This is a genomic window from Clostridium sp. TJA038, from assembly GCF_058310255.1.
Window position 1 is genome coordinate 93,016 of the sequence record NZ_JBZEFA010000005.1, and the last position, 23,268, is coordinate 116,283.

At 28.2% G+C, this 23,268-nt stretch carries 21 protein-coding genes and 1 other annotated feature; of the genes, 14 read left to right on the forward strand and 7 right to left on the reverse strand.

Annotated elements, in window-relative coordinates:
* The first annotated feature begins 328 nt into the window (after positions 1–328).
* Positions 329–1,717: an MATE family efflux transporter gene (locus AC4FQV_RS09460; protein ID WP_491139995.1), complete on the forward strand. Its 1,389-nt coding sequence runs from the start codon at positions 329–331 to the stop codon at positions 1,715–1,717.
* A 52-nt stretch (positions 1,718–1,769) separates the two neighbouring features.
* Here AC4FQV_RS09460 and AC4FQV_RS09465 read toward each other — a convergent pair whose 3' ends face one another.
* Positions 1,770–2,378, reverse strand: a complete 609-nt coding sequence (locus AC4FQV_RS09465; protein ID WP_491139994.1) for an HD domain-containing protein — start codon at positions 2,376–2,378, stop codon at positions 1,770–1,772.
* 105 nt (positions 2,379–2,483) lie between these two features.
* Here AC4FQV_RS09465 and nrdG point away from each other — a divergent pair, with 105 nt between their 5' ends.
* The 3 genes from nrdG to AC4FQV_RS09480 all read left to right on the forward strand — a co-directional run bounded on the left by nrdG (position 2,484) and on the right by AC4FQV_RS09480 (position 5,279).
* A complete protein-coding gene (nrdG, locus tag AC4FQV_RS09470; RefSeq protein ID WP_491139993.1) occupies positions 2,484–2,993 on the forward strand; it encodes an anaerobic ribonucleoside-triphosphate reductase activating protein in 510 nt (169 codons plus the stop codon).
* A gap of 115 nt (positions 2,994–3,108) precedes the next feature.
* A complete protein-coding gene (locus AC4FQV_RS09475; RefSeq protein ID WP_491139992.1) occupies positions 3,109–3,660 on the forward strand; it encodes a YcxB family protein in 552 nt (183 codons plus the stop codon).
* A gap of 131 nt (positions 3,661–3,791) precedes the next feature.
* Complete coding sequence (locus AC4FQV_RS09480; RefSeq protein ID WP_491139991.1) at positions 3,792–5,279, forward strand: leucyl aminopeptidase; 1,488 nt, start codon at positions 3,792–3,794, stop codon at positions 5,277–5,279.
* An 87-nt stretch (positions 5,280–5,366) separates the two neighbouring features.
* Here the strand turns inward: AC4FQV_RS09480 and asnS are convergent, their stop codons facing one another.
* Entirely contained in the window at positions 5,367–6,764 is a 1,398-nt protein-coding gene (gene asnS / locus AC4FQV_RS09485; protein WP_491139990.1) for an asparagine--tRNA ligase, read from the reverse strand.
* Between the two features lie 65 nt (positions 6,765–6,829).
* Positions 6,830–7,069 (reverse strand) — a binding site (T-box leader).
* Positions 7,070–7,173: 104 nt separating this feature from the next.
* On the opposite strand from asnS, the gene AC4FQV_RS09490 reads away from it, so the two are divergent.
* Positions 7,174–7,890 (forward strand): cytochrome b5 domain-containing protein, encoded by a 717-nt coding sequence (locus tag AC4FQV_RS09490; RefSeq protein WP_491165390.1) that lies wholly within the window; start codon positions 7,174–7,176, stop codon positions 7,888–7,890.
* Positions 7,891–8,018: 128 nt separating this feature from the next.
* Here AC4FQV_RS09490 and AC4FQV_RS09495 read toward each other — a convergent pair whose 3' ends face one another.
* Positions 8,019–8,717: a metallophosphoesterase family protein gene (locus tag AC4FQV_RS09495; protein ID WP_491139988.1), complete on the reverse strand. Its 699-nt coding sequence runs from the start codon at positions 8,715–8,717 to the stop codon at positions 8,019–8,021.
* Between the two features lie 181 nt (positions 8,718–8,898).
* Here AC4FQV_RS09495 and AC4FQV_RS09500 point away from each other — a divergent pair, with 181 nt between their 5' ends.
* Entirely contained in the window at positions 8,899–9,975 is a 1,077-nt protein-coding gene (locus AC4FQV_RS09500) for a M24 family metallopeptidase (protein WP_491165391.1), read from the forward strand.
* 75 nt (positions 9,976–10,050) lie between these two features.
* On the opposite strand, the gene AC4FQV_RS09505 is transcribed toward AC4FQV_RS09500, so the two are convergent.
* The 4 genes from AC4FQV_RS09505 to murC form a co-directional block, all read right to left on the reverse strand.
* Positions 10,051–11,277, reverse strand: a complete 1,227-nt coding sequence (locus AC4FQV_RS09505; RefSeq protein ID WP_491139986.1) for a NupC/NupG family nucleoside CNT transporter — start codon at positions 11,275–11,277, stop codon at positions 10,051–10,053.
* A gap of 64 nt (positions 11,278–11,341) precedes the next feature.
* A complete protein-coding gene (locus tag AC4FQV_RS09510) occupies positions 11,342–12,160 on the reverse strand; it encodes a purine-nucleoside phosphorylase (RefSeq protein WP_491139985.1) in 819 nt (272 codons plus the stop codon).
* Between the two features lie 114 nt (positions 12,161–12,274).
* Positions 12,275–13,294 (reverse strand): LacI family DNA-binding transcriptional regulator, encoded by a 1,020-nt coding sequence (locus tag AC4FQV_RS09515; protein WP_491139984.1) that lies wholly within the window; start codon positions 13,292–13,294, stop codon positions 12,275–12,277.
* Between the two features lie 208 nt (positions 13,295–13,502).
* Positions 13,503–14,876, reverse strand: a complete 1,374-nt coding sequence (murC, locus tag AC4FQV_RS09520) for a UDP-N-acetylmuramate--L-alanine ligase (protein ID WP_491139983.1) — start codon at positions 14,874–14,876, stop codon at positions 13,503–13,505.
* A 361-nt stretch (positions 14,877–15,237) separates the two neighbouring features.
* On the opposite strand from murC, the gene purR reads away from it, so the two are divergent.
* From purR to pth, 8 genes are all read left to right on the forward strand, one after another.
* Entirely contained in the window at positions 15,238–16,041 is an 804-nt protein-coding gene (gene purR / locus AC4FQV_RS09525; RefSeq protein WP_491139982.1) for a pur operon repressor, read from the forward strand.
* Positions 16,042–16,152: 111 nt separating this feature from the next.
* Positions 16,153–16,425, forward strand: coding sequence for a septation regulator SpoVG (gene spoVG / locus AC4FQV_RS09530; protein ID WP_491165392.1), 273 nt, complete (start codon positions 16,153–16,155; stop codon positions 16,423–16,425).
* A 204-nt stretch (positions 16,426–16,629) separates the two neighbouring features.
* Positions 16,630–17,994 carry a bifunctional UDP-N-acetylglucosamine diphosphorylase/glucosamine-1-phosphate N-acetyltransferase GlmU gene (gene glmU, locus AC4FQV_RS09535; RefSeq protein WP_491165393.1) on the forward strand — a complete coding sequence of 455 codons (1,365 nt, stop codon included), beginning with the start codon at positions 16,630–16,632 and terminating at the stop codon, positions 17,992–17,994.
* A gap of 56 nt (positions 17,995–18,050) precedes the next feature.
* The gene (locus AC4FQV_RS09540) at positions 18,051–19,010 is read left to right on the forward strand and encodes a ribose-phosphate diphosphokinase (protein ID WP_491139979.1); all 960 of its coding nucleotides are present in this window, start codon (positions 18,051–18,053) and stop codon (positions 19,008–19,010) included.
* A 268-nt stretch (positions 19,011–19,278) separates the two neighbouring features.
* Complete coding sequence (locus AC4FQV_RS09545; RefSeq protein ID WP_003450635.1) at positions 19,279–19,965, forward strand: response regulator transcription factor; 687 nt, start codon at positions 19,279–19,281, stop codon at positions 19,963–19,965.
* Positions 19,965–21,374 carry a HAMP domain-containing sensor histidine kinase gene (locus tag AC4FQV_RS09550; protein WP_491165394.1) on the forward strand — a complete coding sequence of 470 codons (1,410 nt, stop codon included), beginning with the start codon at positions 19,965–19,967 and terminating at the stop codon, positions 21,372–21,374. Before AC4FQV_RS09545 ends, AC4FQV_RS09550 begins: the two co-directional genes overlap by 1 nt.
* A 20-nt stretch (positions 21,375–21,394) precedes the next feature.
* Positions 21,395–22,552 carry a S1C family serine protease gene (locus AC4FQV_RS09555; RefSeq protein WP_491139977.1) on the forward strand — a complete coding sequence of 386 codons (1,158 nt, stop codon included), beginning with the start codon at positions 21,395–21,397 and terminating at the stop codon, positions 22,550–22,552.
* Positions 22,553–22,671: 119 nt separating this feature from the next.
* The gene (gene pth, locus AC4FQV_RS09560) at positions 22,672–23,238 is read left to right on the forward strand and encodes an aminoacyl-tRNA hydrolase (RefSeq protein ID WP_491139976.1); all 567 of its coding nucleotides are present in this window, start codon (positions 22,672–22,674) and stop codon (positions 23,236–23,238) included.
* Positions 23,239–23,268: the final 30 nt, after the last annotated feature.

A 23,268-nucleotide genomic window follows, 5' to 3' on the forward strand; every position in this document is an offset into this window, starting at 1 on the left:
ATTCAACAACTGTGGATATTTTTCAAGAAAAATTTATGTGGATAAATTTCCTTGAATGTATTATTGAGTGTAATTGGTGTACTCTCACTAAAAAATTAGTGAGATGTATATTATACAATAGAATGTATCTAAAATTCCAGTATATTTTTGATAATTTTATAATTTTTCTGTAGAAAAATTTAAAAAAGCATGAATAAGAGCTTAATACTATTGACTAATAAGTAAATTTATTAGAAAATTAATACGGTTTAAAAGCAGATGGGCGGCTAAATACTACCCATTTGCTTTTATTTTTTTATTTATAAAGAAGTGGGGGATTTAGATTTATATGAAAGCATTTAAAAACAAAGATTTTTTAATGACTATGACTAAATTAGCTATTCCTATAACTATTCAAAGTTTTATAACTTCATCTTTAAATTTAGTAGATAATTTAATGGTTGGAAAGTTGGGAGAAGAATCTATAGCTTCAGTAGGACTTGCTAATCAATATGTATTTATTTTTACTTTATGTATAATGGGAATAAATGCAGGTGCTAGTGTTTTTATGTCTCAATTTTGGGGTAAAAAAGATGTGAAAAATATCAAAAAAGTTTTAGGGTTAGATATATCGATAGGATTTATAGTATCAAGTATTTTTGCTTTAGGTGCAGGAATTTTTTCTTATGAGATAATGAAAATTTTATCTAATGATATAAATGTTATAGAATTGGGCTCTAATTATTTAAAAGTTGTTGCTATAAGTTGTATATTTACAAATTTTACTCAAGCATATTCATCAGCTTTAAGAAGTACAGAACAGCCAAAGGTTCCAATGTATGCAAGTATAGTAGGAGTTTTAATAAATGCATTTTTAAATTGGGTATTTATTTTTGGAAATTTAGGTTTTGAAGCTAAGGGCGTAGGAGGAGCTGCTTTTGCAACAACTATTGCAAGACTTATAGAAATGATATTTATAATTTCATTTGTATACTTAAAAAATAATAAAGTTGCATCTAATTTAAAAGAGCTTACATCCTTTGATTTTAATTTTGTAAAAATATATTTTAAGACTTCATGGTCAGTAATTGCCAATGAAATAATATGGTCTTTAGGAATGACTGCATATTCTATAGCTTATGCAAGAATAGGGACAAATGCTGTGGCAAGTATGCAAATTGCTACAACTTTAAATAATATGTTTATGGTTTTCTTGATAGGCTTAGCAACTGCATCTTCTATTATGATAGGAAACAAAATAGGTTCTAACGAGGAGAAAACTGCAAAATTATATGCAAAGGATATTGCAGTTATTTCCGTATTAATAGGATTTATATTAGGAGTTATTATATATATAACAGCACCTTTAGTTTTAACTCCTTTTAATGTTAGTAGTGAAACTTATTTAGATACTGTTAAGGTTTTAAGAGTAATAGCAATATTCTTTACTATAAGAGCCTTTAATATGGTTATGATAGTTGGAGTATTTAGAGGTGGTGGAGATACTACATATTCTATGTTAGTTCAATGTGGTACCATTTGGTTATATGCTGTTCCTATAGCATTTTTAGGCGCTACTGTTTTCTCATTACCTGTTTATGGAGTTTACTTCTTAATTTGTACAGAAGAATTTTTAAAAATTATATTTGAATTAGCAAGATTAAAATCAGGAAAATGGATAAAAAATGTTATTGGTGATATAGAAAATGAAGAGAAAAATTCCTTGATAACTGTGTAAATACAAAAATCTATATTAATAGAATATGTTCTATTAATATAGATTTTTTATTTTAAATAACTATTTTATCAGAGGTTAAGTTTGTCTTTTTTGACATTATGCTAAGAAATTTATTACTATTTAAAAGGAATTTATCATAATTTTCTTTTTTAAAATCTTCGCTTCCTAAGCTTATGCAAAAAGATAATAAAGCTACATCAAAAATGTTAGTAGTATCAATTAAATCTATTATGCTATAGGAAATTCTATTAACTATAAATAAAGGTGCATTTTGGTGCTTTACTAAAGATATTATTTCATTAGTTAAATAACTATCATTTATGTATTCTCTAAGTATTCTTCTTGTAATTTCTCCACCTATTTTAGGGTGTATTGAGTTTAATGTTTTTGATTTACCAATATTGTGAAAAAATGCAGCTAACATAAAAGCTTTAGGGTTACTAGATAAAGCTTTGAATTTTGTAGCAATATCCACTACATTTAATGTATGGGACCAAGGGTTAAGTTTTTCGATTTGATTTTCCTCATTAATTTGGTTGAAAATATTAAAGGAAGAATTTTTAAAAGATTCTTCATTTTTAATTTGTTCTAAAAATTTTGATGGATTTTTATCCTCTAATAAATGTTTTTCTATTTCTAAAAATAAGTTTTTATTAGTCATTTTGTACCCCCTAATTATTACTTATTTTAAGGATTAACAATAGTTAACATTTTTAAACAAATAAATTAAAAAAAATAATCATATACATAAATAGGAGGTATTTTTATGAGTAATACTATTAGATTATCAGGTATAGCTTATGAAAGTTTAGTAAATGGACCAGGTATAAGAAGAGTTTTTTTCTCACAAGGATGTAAACATAATTGTAAGGGATGTTTTAATCCAGATACTCATGACTTTAATGGTGGGGAAGAAAAGGATATGGATTATTTAATAGAAGATTTATCTAAAAACCCATTTATAGAAGGAGTAACTTTTAGTGGAGGAGACCCTTTAGAACAAGCTAGTAAATTTATTTATATTGCTAAGGCAGCAAGAAAATTAGGATTAAATATTTGGAGTTATACAGGATATAGATTTGAATATTTATTAGAAAACGCTAATGATATTAACAAGTGGAGAGAGTACTTAGAAAATATTGATGTTTTAGTTGATGGAAAGTTTGACATAAATAAAAAAGAGGAAGGGCTTAAATTTAGAGGTTCTTCAAATCAAAGAATAATAGATGTTAAAGAAAGTCTAAAGGAAGGAAAAGTTATAGAATTGGACTTTTAATAAATTTAATTGTAATATGTTCATAATAGTTTATCTAAAAAAGCTGTGGTAAAATTATTTATATAAATTTTGGAAATAGTTGATATTAAATGCTTAAGGGGAGTAGAAAGCGAATATGTTAGAATTTATTTTAAATAAAAATGAATTTGTAAGTTGTAGAAAAGATTTTATAATTAGAGAATTTTTCTTTTGGATTTTCTTTGAAATCATAGGTGCAATATTTGTATTATTAATGTCTATGGTTTTTATTAAGGCAAGCGATAATTTAAATAACAGCTTTTATATTATAACTTTAATGATTTGGCTAGTTTTTTCAATTATATGCAATGTTAAAAATAAAAAAATAATGGAACATAATATACAAGAGAAAGTTGAATTCTTAGAAAAAAGGGACATGTTTGGAAATTGTAAAATTGAAGTTTTAAGTGATGGGATAAGAATTCAATATAATGAAGGAAAGGTAGAGAGAATATATCCTTGGAAGATAATAAGGGAGGTATTTTCTTTTAAAGGAAACATATACTTTTTTATATCCTCAATTGATTATATTTCAATTCCAAAAGAGGCTTTTTATAGTAAGAGAGAACGTATTTCTTTTTTAAACAAAATAAATAGTGATAGAAATAAAGTTAGAGAACGTATATTATCTATCATAGGATTAGCATAAGCTTAACTTTTTAGTTAAGCTTTTTTTATTATTTTAGTAATTTAAGTCACATATTTTAGTTTTAATTAGGTATATATTAAATGTAGATTATAAATTATAAGTATTAATAATTTTAAGAGAGGTGGATAATAATGTATAAATATTTAGTTAAAAAATTAAAGTGTAAGTGTATAGATGTAGAAGCATTAGTAATACCTTATTTTGAAGGGAAAACTAATATAACTAATGAAGAAGTAAGTAAAAGAGTAGAGCTTTTAAATAAAAAAGGACAATTTAAAGGTGCTTATGGAGAAATATTTAATATAACTACAACTGCTGATGGTGAATTACAAGATGTTATTTTATTAGGTCTTGGAAAAGAAGAGGAAATAAGCAAAGAAAAAATTAGAAGAGCTTTTGGAAAAGCTTCAAAGGAAATAAAAAGATTAAAAAGCAAAAGTGTTTTTATAAGAGTTGAATTTCCAGAAAGCATAGGATTAGAAAATACATTAAAGGCTATGGTTGAAGGATTAAATTTAGGTGCATATTCCTTTGATAAATATAAGAGTGATAAAAAAGAAGATTATGAAGTTACAATTCATATAGGAGGACATAACATAAAGAAAGATGAAGTAGAGTTTTGTGAAAAAGTTATTGATGAGGCAATCTTACTTTCAGAAACCACTTCTTTAGCAAGAGATTTAGTAAATGAACCATCTAATAAAATTTATCCAAAAACTTTAGCTAAGGAAGTTAAAACTCTAGGAGAAAAATATGGCTTTGAAGTTGAAGTTTTTAAAATGAAGGAAATAGAAGAACTTAAAATGGAAGCTTTCTTATCTGTAGGAAAAGGTTCAGATAATTTACCTAGACTTATAGTTATGAGATATTTTGGTGATACAGAAAATATGGATAAGAGATTAGCTTTAGTTGGAAAGGGCTTAACTTATGATTCAGGTGGATATTCTTTAAAACCAACAGATGGTATGGTTACAATGAAATCTGATATGGGTGGTGCAGCAGCAGTCATTGGTGCAATAAGTGCTATAGCTAAGAAAAAATTAAAGGCAAATGTTATAGCTATAGTTGCTGCTTGTGAGAACTTAATTTCAGGTCATGCATATAAGCCAGGTGACATTATAGGTTCTATGGCTGGAAAAACTATAGAAGTTTTAAATACAGATGCAGAGGGAAGACTTACTTTAATAGATGCAGTAACTTATGCAATAGAAAAAGAGAATGCTACTGAAGTAATAGATGTGGCTACTTTAACAGGTGCTGCTGTAGTTTCTTTAGGAGAAGATGTAACAGCTGTTATAACTAATAAAGATGAATTTTATAATGAATTAAAAGAAGCTGCTAAGGATACAGGAGAAAAGGTATGGCAAATGCCAAACTTTGAAGATTATAAAGAGCTTATAAAGTCTGACATAGCAGATTTAAAAAATCTTGGTGGAAGATACGCAGGAGCAATAACTGCTGGTTTATTTGTTGGAGAATTTGTTCAAAATAAACCATGGTTACATTTAGATATAGCTGGTCCTGCCTTTACTGAGAAAAATACAGATTATTGTGTAGTTGGTGGTACAGGTGCTGGTGTTAGAACATTATATGAATTAGTTAATAGAAGATGTAAATAATCATTTTAAAACTATATAAATTTAAAGTTCTTTAAATTTAACTTTGTTTAATAAAAAAGAAGTGGAATTAATCCACTTCTTTTTTTATTAAAATTCTGCAGTACCAGTAGTTCTTGGGAATGGTATTACATCTCTTATATTAGCCATTCCAGTTATATACATTATTAATCTTTCAAAACCTAAACCGAATCCTGAGTGAATTGTTCCACCGTATTTTCTAAGTTCTAAATACCACCAGTAATCTTCTTCATTTAGATTTAATTCAGCCATTCTAGCTTTTAATACATCAAGTCTTTCTTCTCTTTGGCTACCACCTATTATTTCTCCTATTCCAGGAACTAGACAATCCATAGCAGCAACTGTTTTTCCGTCTTCATTTAATCTCATATAGAAAGCCTTAATGTCTTTTGGATAATCAGTTACAAATACAGGCTTTTTAAAGATTTGTTCTGTTAAATATCTTTCATGTTCAGTTTGAAGGTCTATACCCCATTCAACTGGATATTCAAATTCTTTACCTGATTCTTGAAGTAATTTAACTGCCTCAGTATAAGTTACCTTTCCAAATTCTGAATTTACAACATGGTTTAATCTTTCTAATAATCCTTTGTCAACGAATTGATTAAAGAAAGCTATTTCTTCAGGACATTCATCCATAACATATTTTATAACGTATTTTAACATGTTTTCAGCAACTTCCATGTCATCTATTAAATCAGCAAAAGCCATTTCAGGTTCTATCATCCAGAATTCAGCAGCATGTTTTACTGTATTTGAATTTTCAGCTCTAAATGTAGGGCCAAATGTGTATATGTTTCTAAATGCTAATGCAAAACACTCAGCATTTAATTGACCTGAAACTGTAAGATTTGTTTCTTTTCCAAAGAAATCTTGTGAAAAATCAATCCCACCATCTTCAGTTATAGGAGGAGCCATCATATCTAAAGTTGTTACTCTAAACATTTCTCCAGCACCTTCACAGTCTGAACCTGTTAATATTGGTGTATGAGTATAAACAAATCCTTGGTCTTGGAAGAATTTATGAATAGCATAAGCTGCAACACTTCTTACTCTAAATGTAGCTGAGAAAGCGTTACTTCTAGGTCTTAGGTGAGCAATTGTTCTTAAGTATTCAAAAGTGTGTCTTTTCTTTTGTAGAGGATAATCAGAATCTGACATACCTTCTACATTTATTTCTTCTGCTTGAATTTCAAAGGGTTGCTTTGAATCTGGAGTTTCAACTAAAGTACCTACAACTGATATTGATGAACTTATAGGTAGTTTTGAAATTTCTTTATAGTTTGCTATTTTAGCACTATCAAAAACTACTTGAACGTTTTTAAAGAAAGAACCATCATTAACTTCTATAAAACCAAAAGCATTTGAAGCTCTTAAAGTTCTTATCCAACCTGAGATTTTTACTTTTTTATCACTGTATTCACTAGTATTTCTGTAAAGACTTTTTACTAAAACTACGTCTTTCATTATTATTTTCCTCTCTTTCCTAATTAAGTTTTATTCCAAATAAAAAAGCCATTCATCCACATATTTAATGGGACGAATGGCATTATTCGCGGTACCACCCAAATTGCTATAAAATAGCCGGCTTTATGAACACTAAAATGTTCCTCAAGTGTAACGGCCTGAAACCGTCTAAGTCTACTCTCCTAAGGGATTTCGGTTAGAAACTCAGAGATGTTCTTCAAAATAGGACACACTACAGAACTTACACCATAATCTGCTCGCTTAAAGTTAAATCCTAAAACTACTCTTCTCTTCATAGTAAATAAAATCTATTTAGTTCAATTAATAATGATTTTACAATAAAATATTAACATTTGCAATATTAAGCGCATAGAAATATATAGATATAGTGCGTAATATAGGAGTTTTTATGTGTAATTTTTTTGATGAAAAGTTTGAGGAAATAAACAAAATAAAATATTTAATGACATTTTGTAAAGAGGAAAATCAAAAAAATATATATAGGGAGAACTTGGAGAAGGTTTTTAAGGAATTTATTTTAGAAAAAGATGAAGTTAATAAAGAGACTTTCCCTATTATTACTAGGGAGGAATTAGCAAGCTTTAATGGCAAGGATAAAGAAAAAATTTATATAGCTATAGAAGGAGTAATTTATGATATTTCAAATTTAAAAGAATTTAAAGAAAGTCCATATAATTCTTTAAAGGCTGGAAGTGATGTAACAGAAGAATATAACAATTTACTTAAAGATGGAAATTATGACATACTTAAAAATATTCATAAGGTTGCTCTTTTAGCAGAACCTTATGAAGAAGAAGTTATTAAGGATAAGGAAGATAATTTTAATAAAGAGGAGTTAAATATAATTCCTTTAGAAGAACTTTCAAAGAATAATGGGGAAAAAGGTTCTTTATATTATATAGCCATAGAGGGAATAGTTTATGATATAAGTAATTTACCTTTAGTAAATATATTAAAGAATATGGGGTTAAGTTTAGGCAAAGATCTTACAAAAGAATTTAAGAATAAATATAGAGGAGATAAAAAGATTTTAGAAGGAGCTAAAAAGATAGGGATTCTTCATGAATTTAAAGAATCTATTAGAGGAAAACATATAGAAAATTAAAAATAGCTATTAATTTAAAATTACCTTAGTAAAATAAAAGCTAGATTGCCATATAAACAATTAAATTAAAACTTTAATAAGATATATTTTAGTTTTAATTAATTGTTTAAATAGGTCTAGCTTTTTATTTATTCTTTACCTGATTCATAAGAATAGATTAATTTTTGTGGGAAATTTTTAAGTTCCATGTCTTTCATAGTTCTTTTATATTCATAAGGAATACTTTTCATTTCAACTTTTAATTTGAACTCATTTGAGAAATCTAATATAACATAAGTTGCATTAGGTTTACCATTTTTAGGTTTCCCAACGCTTCCATCATTTATTATAACTTTATTTCCTAGTTTTTTAGCATAAGGAATATGAGTATGAGCACAAACTAAAACATCTTCAGAAAGTTCATTCATTATTTCCTCTAAGCAAGGAGAGTTCTCAGTTAAATATTCATTTATTTTTCTTGGACTTCCATGTACAAATTTAATGGATTTTCCACAGATATTCATAGATAGGTTATCAGGAAGATTATCTAAATAATATCTATTAGAAGTTCTAAGTTCTTCTACTGTCCATGGAAGAGAAAATGAGTTTATTTCTGTATCTCTAATGTATGTATAATCATTATCAACAACAGAGGCATCATAATTCCCTTTTAAGCACAATATATTTCTTCTTCTTATAAGTGCTATTACTTCATTAGGATGAGGCCCATAACCAACTAAGTCTCCTAAACATATTATGGAATCAATATTTTGGTTATCTATATCTTCTAGAACTTCTCTTAAGGCATATAAGTTTCCATGTATATCTGATATTACTGCTATTCTCAATTTAAAGACCTCCTTATTTATTAAAAATTTTCCTTATAAACATTATATAACAATTTAGTGGACAAAATGAAAAATAAATATTACAAATAAGAATATTATGTATAAATTGCTTGGCATTAGGCATATTTAAATATGGTATAATTTATTTAAAGAGTTTAACTATTAGAGAGGAGCGATTAAGGTGAAAGAGGGAAGAGTAAAAAGAATTATAGAAGCTATGAAAGAGAATAATATACCTCAAATGTTAGTTTCATCACCGGCAGCAATATTTTACTTAACAGGTAAATGGATAGAGCCAGGAGAAAGGTTAGTAACACTTTATTTAAATACAAAAGGAGAAAATAAGTTTGTAGTAAATGAATTATTTCCTATAAATGAAGATTTAGGAATAGATATTTTATGGTATAACGATACTATGAATCCTATAGATATCTTAGATAAAATAATAGACCATGAAGAAATTTTAGGAATAGATAAGGATTGGAAGGCTCATTTTCTAATTCAATTATTAGATAGAAATTCAGCTAAGAAATTTGTAAATGGTTCTCCTATTATTGATAGAGTTAGAATGATAAAGGATAATGAAGAAATAGCTTTAATGAAAGAAGCTTCAAGAATAAATGATATTGTAGTTGAAAAAGCAATAAAGAGCTTAAAAGAAGGAATGACAGAAAAAGAAGTGGTAGCAGTTTTAGGACAGGGATATGAGGAGTATGGATGTCAAGGATATTCTTTTGAACCTATAGTTGCTTTTGCAGCTAATGCAGCAGACCCACATGCAGAATCAGGAAACCAAAAGTTGAAAAAAGGTATGGGAGTTTTAATAGATACTGGATGTAGAAAAGATTATTATTGCTCAGATATGACTAGATGTGTTTTCTTTGGTGAGCCTACAGAGCATCAAAAAGAAATATTCAATATAGTTTTAGAGGCAAATAAAGCAGCTATTAAAATGATTAAACCAGGCGTTAGATTCTGTGATATAGATAAGGCAGCTAGAGATGTTATAGAAAGCAAAGGATATGGAAAATACTTTACTCATAGAACTGGTCATTCAATTGGAATAGAAACTCATGATTTTGGAGATGTTGGTTCAACTAATACTGATTGTGTAAAACCAGGAATGATTTTTTCTGTAGAACCAGGAATATATCTTCAAGGAGATATGGGAGTTAGAATAGAAGATTTAGTTTTAGTAACTGAAGATGGTTGCGAGAGATTAAATCATTTAAATAAAGAATTTGTTGTTATAAAATAGTATTTAAAATAGAAAGAACATTCTTCCTTTGAAGAATGTTCTCTTATTTTTTAGGTAATTTTTTAAATTAAAGTATTAAGCGCTAAATAAGATACCTGCTATAGTTGCTGTCATACAAGTTGCTAATACACCACCTAAAAGTGCTTTAAATCCTAATTTAGCTATGATTGGTTTCTTCTCTGGAGCTAAGCCACCAATACCACCTAATTGAATAGCAACTGAACTTAAGTTAGCAAAACCACAAAGAGCATAAGTTAATATCATTATAGTCTTTGGCTCTAAAGTTCCATTTGCTATATAGTTTGATAATTGTGAGTAAGCTAAGAATTCGTTAACTGCTAACTTAATTCCAAGTAAGTCACCAGCTGCGAAAACGTCTTTAGTAGGAACTCCCATAATGAAAGCTAGTGGAGAGAATAATCTACCAAGAATCCAGTTTAAGCTTAACCAAGGTGCACCAAAAATTCCGCCTATTGCTCCGAATAAAGCATTAATCATAGCTATAAGAGCAACGAATGCAAGAAGCATAGCACCAACATTTAAAGCTAATCCTAAACCTTCAGCAGCACCATTTGCTGCAGCTTCAATAACATTTTCACTTTCAACTTTAAGCTCTAAAGTTCCGCCACCTTTAGTTTCAGGAACTTCAGTTTCAGGCACTAATATCTTAGCTAATATAAGTCCTGCTGGAGCTGCCATAATTGAAGCAGCTAATAAGTTACCAGCATTTACACCCATAGCAACATAACCAGCCATAACACCACCGGCAACAGTAGCCATACCACCTACCATAATTGCACATATTTCTGACTTAGTCATGTTTTTTATGTATGGTTTAACTAGTAGAGGAGCTTCAGTTTGACCTAAGAATATATTACCAACTGCGCTGAAAGTTTCAGCACCGCTTGTTCCTAAGACCTTACAAACTCCTTTAGCAATAACTTTAACTACTATTTGAACTATACCTAAGTGGTAAAGTACACTCATTAATGATGAGAAGAAGATAATAGTTGGTAATACTTGTAGAGCAAATATCATTCCGAATTTGTCTGTATCAAGTAATGGTCCAAATAAAAATGAACTACCTTCTTTAGTAAAGTCTAATAATTTAGTTATTCCACTACTAATCCATTCAAAAACTGCTCTACCAGCTGGAACTTTTAGAATTAGTAAGGCAAATACTATTTGTAATAAAAGTCCAGTACCAACTAATCTCCAGTTGATTTTCTTACGATTTTCAGAAAAAAGAACAGCTATACCAATAATACAAATAAGACCAATTACACCAATAAACCTATCCACATTTATTCTCCTTTTCTTATGTTTTTTATATTATTTTATTTAAAGTATATAAATTTAATAAAAATTAAATTTCTTTTATTATGTTAGTCATTAGTTCTATGAATGTTTTTCTAACCTTAGCTGAAGTTTCCATAACTTCTTCATGGTTAAGTGGTTGTTCTAAAATACCAGCAGCCATGTTAGTCATGCAAGATACACCAATAACTTTCATTCCACTATGGTTAGCTACTATAACTTCGGGAACTGTTGACATACCCACAGCGTCTGCTCCTAAAATTCTAGCCATTCTAACTTCAGCAGGAGTTTCATAAGTAGGACCACTAAACATAGCGTAAACACCTTCTTTTACTTCTATACCAAGGTTTTTAGCTATATCTTTAACTTGTTCTCTTAAATCCTTATCATAAGCATTTGACATATCAGGGAATCTAGTACCAAATTCGCTTAAGTTTTTACCTATTAAAGGATTTGAGCCAGATAAATTTAAATGATCTGATATTATCATTAAATCTCCAGGAGTGTAATCTTTATTAACAGCACCAGCTGCATTAGTAACTACTAAAGTTTCTACTCCTAATAATCTCATAACTCTTACAGGACAAGTAACTTCTTGCATTGAATATCCTTCATAGAAGTGGAATCTTCCTTGCATTGCAACAACTTCTTTACCTTGGAATTTTCCTATAACTAATCTTCCAGCATGACCTTCAACTGTAGATACAGGGAAATTTGGGATTTCATTGTATGGGAAGTATTCAGCATCTTCTATTTGGTCTGCTATAGCACCTAAGCCAGATCCTAAAATTAATCCTAATGTTGGATTATACTTACTTTTTCCTTTTATGTACTCTGCAGCTGTTTTAATTTTCATTGATAAATCCATAACTTTACACCTCTTTAATAAAATTTTAATTTAGTAATAATTTTAATTGTGGAATATTTCTAGTTTGTGGTAACGCTTACTTTAAAATGTATAGAATTCTAAATTAAACTTAATTTATTTTAGTAACTTCTCTGAACCTTTTAAAACAAGTTCAGGAGTTATTATTATACTGTTTAGTTCTTTTTTTGAATCGTCTTTTAAAGATTCTATTAGCAAGTTCATGCCAATTTCTCCAAGTTCTCTAGTAGGACCATTTATATGACTAAGGTTTACACCTAAGGTATCTAAAATAGGTATATTATCAAAGGAAATTAATGAAATATCTTTTGATAATTTAAGGTCTGCTTCTCTTAAAGCTTTTAAACACCCTAAAGTCATAAGGTTATTACATACAAAAATAGCCGTTGGTCTATTTTTCATTGCTAGTATTTTTTTTGTACATTCATAACCACTTTCCTCATCATAGTTTCCGTAAAAAATTAAATCTTTATTTATAGGAATGTTATTCATGAGCAAAGCTTTTTCATATCCTAATAGTCTGTCTTGAGAAGGTTTAGATGTCATGCGACCAGTTATTATAGCTATTTCTTTGTGGTTAGCTTTAATTAAGGCCTCAACTGCATCATAAGAACCTTTAATATTGTCTACAAAAACTCCATTGAAATTATGATACTTAAGACTTCCATCAACTAATATAACAGGAATACCTAAGTTTGTTATTGTTTTTAAATATTCGCTATTTAAATCATTTTCAACAGAGGTTGGACAAATTATCATGCCTCTTATTCTTTGTTCTTTTAAAGTTTTTATAGCTTTAATTTCTTTATCTATACTTTCATTAGAATCACAAAGAATTAAATTAAGATTATGTTTTTCTGCAACATCACTTATTCCTTTTATTATTGACCCAAAAAAGGGGTTTGTAATATCAGGAACAATAACGCCTATAGTATTTGTAATACTTTTAGAAAGACTTCTAGCTATTGCACTAGGCGTATAATTATATTTATTTATAACTTGCATAACTTTTTCGCGGGTTTCATCTTTAACATATCCTGAGTTATTTATAACTCTAGAAACTGTTGCTAAGGAAACACCTGCTTCTTTTGCAATGTTATTTATGGTTACAGACATTTCATTCACCCCCTTGTACATATTATAGATTAACTGAGAAAATAATTAAACAAATATTTTCCAATAAAAATTTAATTTGATTTTCTGTGTTATCGCTTACATAAAATTGTACAAAAAAAGGATTACTATGTGTAAATGATAACATTATTTTTACAAGAATGCAAATAAAAAAAGACTATTTTTTTAATAAAATAGTCTTTTTTTTAATTTACTTTAAAAAAAGTTCACCAACTTTTACTACATCGCCAGCTCCAACTGTTAAAAGTAGGTCTCCTTCTGATAAGTTAGCATTTACATAATCTAGTGCTTCCTCATGAGAATGTACATTTTTACACTTAACTCCATGTTTTCTTATAGCCTCTCCTAATTGGTCAGAACTTACTTCTCCTAAGTCCTTCTCCCTAGCAGCATATATGTCCATTAAAACAAGCTCATCACAATCATCAAAACATTTAACAAAATCATCAAATAAAGTCTTAGTTCTTGTGTAAGTATGTGGTTGGAATACACAAATTATTTTATTATTTTTCATTTTTTTAGCAGTACTTAAAGTAGCTTTTATTTCTACAGGATGATGAGCATAATCATCAATAACAGTTACTCCGTTTTTAGTACCTTTATATTCAAATCTTTTATGAGCCCCACCGAAAGAGGAAAGTCCTGAAATTATTGATTTTGAGTCTATATTAAATATTTCACCTACACATACAGCAGATAATGAATTTGATACATTATGCATACCAGGAACATTTAAAGAAAGTGATAAAAGTTTTTCCTCTCCTTTAAATACATCAAATGTAGCACAACCCTTTTCGTTAAACTCAATATTTCTAGCTTGTATATCTCCATTATTAATTCCATAAGTTAATACATTGCATTTAGCATCTTTAATAACTTCTAAGACTTTTTCGTCATCAGCATTTCCTATTATATATCCATCCTCGGGAATAAGTGCAACAAACTCTTTGAATGTATCCTTTATGTGATTTATATCTTTGTAGAAATCTAGATGGTCTGCATCTATATTTAATATTATACCAACATATGGGAAAAATCTTAAGAAACTTTGTTTATATTCACAAGCTTCAGTTATAAAGTATTCACTATTACCAACTCTAAAGTTTCCATTTATTATATCTAAATCGCCACCAACTAATATAGTAGGGTCTAAGTTTGCACTAAGAGCAACATGAGAAATCATTGATGTTGTAGTAGTTTTTCCGTGAGTTCCAGCTACTGCAACATTAAATTTATGCCCTTTCATTATTTGGCCTAAAAATTCAGCTCTATCCATTAAGATAAGGTTATCTTCCTTAGCTTTAATTATTTCTGGGTTATCATCTGAAATAGCAGCAGTATATACAACTATATCTACATTTTCTAGGTTTTCTTTTTTATGACCTATGTATATTTTTGCTCCTTCTTCCTTTAATCTATTAGTAATTTCTGATTCTTTTGAATCAGACCCTGAAACTTTATAACCAGCATTAAGAAGTACAGCAGCTAAGCCACTCATACTAACTCCGCCAATTCCTATAAAATGAACTTTTTTATCAATATCTTTTAATAAATCGAAAGACAAGATACCAACTCCTTTACTTATATACACTAATAATTATATACACTTTTTTGGAAAAGCACACAAAAAAATTATTTTTAAAAGTATTTTATGATAATTTACTTATTTTAGTGAAAATAGAATAATAGATAATTATACACTTAAAAAGGAAAATGTTAATAATTATTAATAAAAAAAAATTAAAATTCGCACAGAGTAATATATAACTGGTTAACAGTATTAACAAAGTTTGTTATAATTATTTTAAATGTAGGATTAATGGTTAATTATATTAATGTGTGTGGTTTTTTAGGAGAAAATATCAATAAATTGTGGAAAAATATATACTTGTGTACTGGAAATTTATATAGGTCAGGTGATTAATATGGAGAAGTTAAGTAGAAATAGCAGAGTATCGATTATAACAAAAGTTCTTATAGAAAATCCTAATAAAATAATAGGATTAAATAAGTTTTCAGATCTTTTAAATGCGGCAAAATCAACTATAAGTGAAGATATAGTTATAGTTAGAGAGGTTTTATCTAAGTTTTCTATGGGAAAGGTAGAAACAATAGCAGGAGCGGCAGGTGGAATAAAGTATATTCCTGAAGTTGGAGATTTAGAAAAAAGAAAGTTTTTAGATGAACTTTGTGATATTGCAAGTGAAAGCAACAGAGTTGTTCCAGGTAATTTTTTATATGTTACCGATATCATGTTTAATCCAAGTATAATAAGTAAGGCTTCTATTATATTGGCATCTTATTTTCAAGATATGGATATAGACTATGTAATAACTGTAGAAACTAAAGGAGTTCCTTTAGCTTATGAAGTTGCCAAATGTTTAGGTGTTCAATTAATAACAGCAAGAAGAGATAGTAAAGTAACAGAAGGTTCTACAGTTTCTATTAATTATGTTTCAGGAACTTCAGGCAAAATACAACAAATGTGTTTATCTAGAAAATCTTTAAAGCAAGGAAGTAAATGTATATTTATAGATGATTTTATGAGAGGTGGCGGAACTGCAAAAGGTTTAGTAGATTTATTAAAGGAATTTGATTCTGAACTTCTTGGAATTGGTGTATTAATAGATAACAAATTATCTACAAACAAAATAACTAAGGACTATGTTTCTTTAATAGATATTATAGAGATAAATGAAAACGGAGTGAAAATGGTACCCTCTATTTAATAAGAAAATGTTATTATGTTAAAAAATAATTTACAAAAAATATGAAAAAAAGAAGGATTTCAAAATTTTTCATAGAATATACATAATAACAACAACTGGAGGTGTACCATAATGAATATTACAGATGTAAGGATTAGAAAGATAGCTTCAGAAGGTAAAATGAAAGCTATAGTTTCAGTAACTTTTGAAAATCAATTTGTAGTCCACGATATAAAGGTTATAGAAGGACAAAATGGATTTTTTATTGCAATGCCAAGTAGAAAGACACCAGATGGAGAGTTTAAAGATATAGCTCATCCTATAAATACTGAAACTAGAGAAAAAATTCAAAAAGCTATTCTTGATGAATATGAAAAGGTTAAAAATTTAGATACTCAGGAATAATTTAAATAAAAGGAAGTTAACTTCCTTTTATTTTTTTATTCTAATATTTTATTTAGGGTAAAAGTGGTAACTTAATGTTGAAATAAGATATTTATTAACATATAATTGAAAATGAGAAATTTAAAGATTTCTTAAAAAAATAAGAGATTAATTTTAAATAGTATAGCTTATATAATAAAATGAGTATCACAAAGAGGTGTTTTTATGAATAAATGTGCTATAATATTAGCAGCAGGTCAAGGAACTAGAATAAAATCTAAGTTACCAAAAGTTTTACATAAAGCTTGTGGAAAAGAAATGGTTAACCATGTAATAGATGCTATGAGAGATGCAGATATAGATGATGTTAACGTAATAATAGGAAAAGGTGCTGACTTAGTTAAAGAAAGAACAAAATCAAGAAATGTCAGTTATTCTTTACAATCAGAGCAGTTAGGTACTGGCCATGCAGTAAAATGTGCGAAAGAATTTTTAGCAGGAAAAACAGGAGTTGTGGCAATTTTCACAGGAGATGCTCCTTTAATAAAAGCTGAAACTGTTAAAAATCTAATAGATTCACATATAAAAGAAGATAATTCTGCTACACTTTTAACATCAATTATAGAAAATCCAACAGGATATGGAAGAATAGTTAGAAGTGGTGATTCAGTTGAAAAAATAGTAGAACATAAAGATTGTAATGAAGAAGAAATAAAAATACAAGAAATAAATGCAGGAATGTATTGTTTTGATATAGAAAGTCTTTTATCTTCTCTAGAAAAGCTTTCAAATAATAATGCTCAAGGAGAATATTACTTAACAGATGTTATAGAAATATTAAAGAAAGAAAACAAAAAAGTTGGAGCTATGATAACAGATTTTGAAGAAACTTTAGGAGTTAATTCAAGAGCTGAACTTGCTAGAGTTGAAAGCATAATGAGAAATAGAATAAATAGAACTCATTTAGATAATGGAGTTACTATAATAGACCCTCTAAACACATATATAGAACCAGATGTAGTTATTGGAAGAGATACTATAATATATCCAGGTAATGTTATAGAAGGAAAAACGGAAATTGGAGAAGATTGCATTTTATATCCTAATTCAAGAATTAAAGATAGTGTAATAGGAAATGGTGTTGAAATTCAAAGTTCAGTTATTTTAGAGAGTAAAATAGGTGATGAAACAACTGTAGGACCATTTGCTTATGTTAGACCAGAAAGTGTTGTAGGGCAACAAGTTAGAATTGGGGATTTTGTTGAAATAAAAAAATCAACTATTGGTAATAATACAAAGATTTCACATTTAACTTATATTGGAGACGCTGAAGTTGGAGAAAGATGTAACTTTGGTTGTGGTACAGTTGTGGTTAACTATGATGGAAAGAATAAATATAAAACAATAATAGGTGATGATTCATTTATAGGATGTAATACTAATTTAGTTTCTCCTGTTGAAGTAAAAGATAATACTTATATAGCAGCAGGTTCAACAATAACTAAAGAGGTTCCAGAAGGAAGTTTAGCTATAGCAAGAGCTAAACAAAAGAATATAGAGGGCTGGGTTGAAAGAAAAAAGCTTAAATAAGCATTAAATATACAAAGGCCAAAGGCTAGGTTTAATTTTAAGGAGGTCTTCACTAAATGGAAAATCATTTAAAAAACATAAAAATATTTACAGGTAATTCTCATCCAGAATTAGCTAAAGAAATTGCAAAGGCTTTAAACATAGAATTAGGTAAAGCTGAAGTTGGAACTTTTAGTGATGGAGAAATATCAGTAAATATAAAAGAAACTGTTAGAGGTTGTGATGTATTTATAGTACAGTCAACTTGTAGTCCTGTAAACAATAATTTAATGGAGCTATTAATAATGATTGATGCTTTCAAAAGAGCTTCAGCAGGTAGAATAAACGCTGTTATACCTTATTATGGATATGCTAGACAAGATAGAAAAGCTAAGTCAAGAGATCCAATAACAGCTAAGTTAGTGGCAGATTTATTAACAGCAGCAGGTGCTGACAGAGTTCTTACAATGGATTTACATGCAGCTCAAATTCAAGGATACTTTAATATACCAGTAGACCATCTACTAGGTTCGCCTATATTAGCAAAATACTTTGTTAATAAAGGATTAGCTGATAGAGACGATGTAGTTGTAGTGTCTCCAGATTTAGGTTCTGTAACTAGAGCAAGAAAATTTGCAGATAAGCTTAATGCTCCTATAGCTATAATAGACAAAAGAAGACCAAAAGCAAATGTATCTGAAATTATGAATATAATAGGTGAGGTTAAGGGAAAAGTTTGTATCTTAATAGATGATATGATAGATACAGCAGGAACTATAACTAACGCCGCAAATGCGCTTAAAGATTTAGGAGCAACAAATGTATATGCTTGTTGTACTCATGGAGTATTATCAGGTCCTGCCTTTGAAAGAATAAATAATAGTGCTATTGAAGAATTAGTTATGCTAAATACTATAGCTCTTCCTAAAACAGAAGGCTTAGAAAAATTTAAATCTTTATCAGTAGCACCTATAATGGCAGATGCAATAAATAGAATTTATGATGATGAACCATTAAGTGGATTATTCCAAGATTAAAAAAAGAGCGCTTATGTCGCTCTTTTTTTTTATAAATTCACTAAAAAATGAAACATTTTTTAAACAAAAACGTTTAAATTTGATTAAAATGTAAAAATAAAATAATTTTGTTAATTATAAATTGATAAAAATCAATAAATGTTTTACACTTTATTTATATACATTAATAATATTTTTAATGAAAAATATTTTATTTTTAAAGTATAAAATTGCACAAATAAGGACAAATGTAGAATAGTTACAGAAAGGATTTTAAGAGGTGAATTTTATGGAAGGTTTATTAGGAAAGATTTTAATTGTAGACGATGATGAAAATATATGCGAAGTAATAAAAATGTACTTAGAAACTACAGGCTACAATGTTAAAGTTGCACATGATGGAAAAGCTGCTAAAGAAGAGTTTGTAAACTTTAGCCCTAACTTAGTTGTTTTAGACATGATGTTACCAGGAATTGATGGAATGGAAGTTTTAAAATGGATTAGAAAAGATAGTAATGTTCCTGTAATAATGTTAACTGCTAAAGGAGAAACTTTTGATAAAGTCTTAGCTTTAGAAATTGGTGCTGATGACTATGTAGTTAAACCTTTTGAACCAAAAGAATTATTAGCAAGAGTAAAAGCTGTAATGAGAAGATATTCAGGAGAAGAACCTGATAATGTAGTATTAAACTTCCCAGGCTTAACTATAGATGCTAATTCTTATAAGGTTATATATAATGGAGAAGAAGTTAAAACTCCACCTAAGGAATTTGAACTTTTACATTACTTAGCAAGTAATAAAAATAAAGTTTTCACAAGAGATCAACTTTTATGTGAGGTTTGGGGATATGATTACCCAGGAGATTCAAGAACTGTAGATGTTCACATAAAAAGATTAAGAGAAAAGTTAAATGGTGGAGAGGATTGGCAACTTGAAACTGTTTGGGGTGTTGGGTACAAATTTGAGGTGAAATAATGAGATGTCGTGGCTTAGTTCCAAAGTTAATCTTAACACTAAGCGTAACAATATGCATTACTTTCTTTATTGTTGGTATAATACTCTCTAGCTTATTTAGAAAAGAATATTATCAAGAAAGATTAAAAACTTTATCTGGAGAGGCTAAGGTTATAGAACAAGTTGTAAATTCATTTATGAATAGTGAAACTACTTTAAGTGAATTAGACAAGTCTATATCATTTATTGGAGATTCACTAAAAGCAGATATTTATTTAGTTGATAGTTACGGTTACATATATTCAGTTTCAAATGAAAAATATGATTATCTAAAACGAACAAAAATAGATGATGAAGATATGAAGGTATTAAAAGAAAATACATCTATAGAGAGAAAAAAGAAAAAAGAATTTATATATTCTAAACCTATATTCTATAAAGGTGTATTTACTGGAGCTATATCTATAGTAACACCTTTAAGTGCATTGTCAGATTCTCTTGTTAGAATTAATCAGATAGTATGGATGTGTGTAGCTGTAGCAATAATTTTTTCAGGATTAGCAATATATTTTATTTCTAAGAAGATTATTATAAAGCCTTTAAAGGTTATAAATAATGCTGCTAAAAAAATTGCTAATGGTGAAATTGGAAATAGAGTTAATGTCTCTTATGATGATGAAGTTGGTGAACTTGCAGAGTCTTTTAATATAATGGCTACTTCTATTGAGGAAGCAGAATTGAATAGAAGAGAATTTATATCTAATGTGTCTCATGAGTTAAGGTCTCCTATGACATCTATTAAGGGATTTATAACTGCCATATTAGATGGAGTTATTCCTAAAGATAAAGAAGAGTATTATCTTGTTATAGTAAACGATGAGATAAGTAGATTAACTAGACTTATAAATGACTTATTAGACTTATCAGCTATGCAAGCTGGAAAACTTGAGTTTAATATAAGTGAGTTAGAATTAAATAGAATAATAGAAACAACTGTGTTAAAGATGAATCAAAAGGCAACAAGTAAAAACATAAAGGTTGAAGTTTTACTAGAGAGCGAAAAACAATATGTTTATGGTGATAATGATAGACTTATACAAGTTGTTACTAATTTAGTTGATAATGCAATAAAATACTGTGATGAAAATGGTGAGGTTAAAATATCAACTAAAACAAAAGGCGGTAAAATTGTTGTTAGTATATTTAATACTAGCAAAGGAATTGATGAGTATGATTTAACCCATATTTGGGATAGATTTTATAAAGTCGACAAAGCAAGAAGCAATAAGACTAGTACAGGATTAGGTCTATCAATTGTTAAAAATATAATTCTTCAATTAGAAGAGGATATTTGGGCTGAAAATGTAAAAAATAAAAATGGTCAAATAATAGGTGTTAGATTTAATTTTACTTTAACTAAAGTTAAATAAGTATTGCATAGGGGGGCTTTATGGGGAATTTTTTTAAAAACTCTAAAAAGGGGAAGGAGACCCATGGAGTAAATGAAAATAACTATGACAATATAGTGATTAAAAAGGATAAAAAAAGGTTTTGGATAAAAAACTTATTAAAGTTATTTTGTTTTATTATTCTAGTTGTTTTAGTGAGTTTTATTGCCTTTAAACACTATACTAAAGATTTAACGATTAAAGAACAAAAAGAAAGTCTTTTAAATGAGATAAAAGATGGAAGGTATGATATAACTAATTTAGTTAATAAATCAGGGTCTAGTTTAGTTACGATTAGTGAAGATAGTAGTAATTTATCGTCAGAAAAAGAATCTGATAAAAACGTTTCAGGGTCTATTGTGAGAACAGATGGATACATAATAACTAGTTATAGTGCCATAAAAGAATTTTCAAAAGTTTATGTTAAGATATCAGGTAGTGATATCAATCCTTTTGAAGCTAGAATTGTTGGATTTGACAAAGAAACAGATATTGCAGTTTTAAAAATAGGTGCTAATGGATTAAAAAGTATTTCAACATCTGAATTAGAAGTTGTGGAAGTAGGAGAAAAGGTTGCTGCCTTAGGAAATTCAAGTTGTGAAGAGCCTTTAGGTTTTGTTACAAATGGAATAATAACTTCTCCTATAAAAAAACTTGAGCTAAGAAAAGATGAAAATAATGATTCAGATTCTCTAAGTCTTATAGAAACTAATTCTTTAATAAATTCAGAAAATAATAGTGGAATATTATGTGATTATAATGGAGTTGTAATCGGAATAAACAGTCTATATTTTACCAAGAAATTTTCAAAAGAAGGAATATATTATGCAATAGAGATAAATGATGCCTTAAGAGTAGTTGATTCCATAATAAGAAAAGATGGGGAAACTTCTAATGTTACCTTAGGAATTACTGGTTCTACTGTTTCAGATGAAAAAAGTAATGTTTATGGAATATATGTAGAAGATGTTGAAAAAGATAGTAATGCCTTTAAAGCTGGAATAAAGCCTACGGATATAATAATTGAAGCTAATGAAAAAGAGATTAAAAATGTAGAGGATTTAGTTAATTTATTAAAAGAATATTCAGTAGGTGATGAGATTAATATTAAAGTTATAAGAGGAGAAGATATTAAAGATATTTTAGTAACTTTAAATTAATAAAAAGGTAAAGCCCTTCACAAAGTGAGGGGTTTTTTATTGTTTTATATTAATAGTGAAAGTATAATTAAAGAATGATTTAATTTTTAAATAATAACTTATTTTATAGGGAGGTTAATATGATTTTAGTAGTAGGATTAGGAAATCCAGGAAAACAGTATGAACAAACTAGACATAATATTGGTTTTGATGTAATTGATTATATGGCAAATAAGTATAATATTGATGTAAATAGGGAAAAATTTAAAGGGGTTTTAGGCGAAGGATTTATAGAAAATGAAAAGGTTATTTTATTAAAGCCTTTAACATATATGAATTTAAGTGGAGAAAGTATAAGAGAGCTAGCTAACTTTTACAAACTAGAAGATGATGAAATAATAGTTGTTTATGATGATATTAGCTTAGACATAGGAAGATTGAGAATTAGAGAAAAAGGTAGTGCTGGTGGACATAATGGAATAAAAAGCATTATACAAAATCTTGGTGGAGATAAATTTCCAAGGGTTAAAGTTGGGGTAGGACAACCTAAGGATAATTTAGTAAATCATGTTTTAGGGAAATTCTCAAAAGAAGATAGAGAAAAGATGGAAAAAGTTATTCCTATAGCTAGTGATGCAATAGTTGAAATAATAAAAAATGATGCTAAGGAATCAATGAATAAATTTAATGGAGTTAATATAGAATAATTTATTTACTTTAGAAATGGTGGTGTTTAG